1 protein-coding gene is annotated in these 273 nt (G+C 55.7%); it reads left to right on the forward strand.

The genetic code is table 11. The features are described 5' to 3' along the window. Positions 1–104: 104 nt before the first annotated feature. Positions 105–273: transposase family protein (locus R0J87_RS20350; protein WP_498888523.1), on the forward strand; the 169-nt coding region annotated here is incomplete at its 3' end.

Below are 273 nucleotides of genomic sequence, written 5' to 3' on the forward strand. Positions count from 1 at the left end.
GCCAAGTTTCTTTGGCGTTGAAGGGGGTGGAGCTGACAGAAAACTCCAATATTCGGTAGGGTATGTCTAAAGACCTTTCCCCGTTGGCCAAGCGCCGTTTACACATGATTAGACTTCTCTTGCGCCTGCCCGAAGCAGGCGTTGCAGGGACATGGCCGACCGAGCGCGCGTGCCGAAACCGCCTTATTGCCACACGCTGGCCGGACGGAGTGCGATGTCCGAAGTGCGAAAATGCAATCGTGGGATTTCTGAAGACGCGGCAGAACTTCTACT

It is taken from the genome of Halomonas sp. SIMBA_159 (genome assembly GCF_046536035.1).
Lineage (GTDB): Bacteria > Pseudomonadota > Gammaproteobacteria > Pseudomonadales > Halomonadaceae > Vreelandella > Vreelandella venusta_A.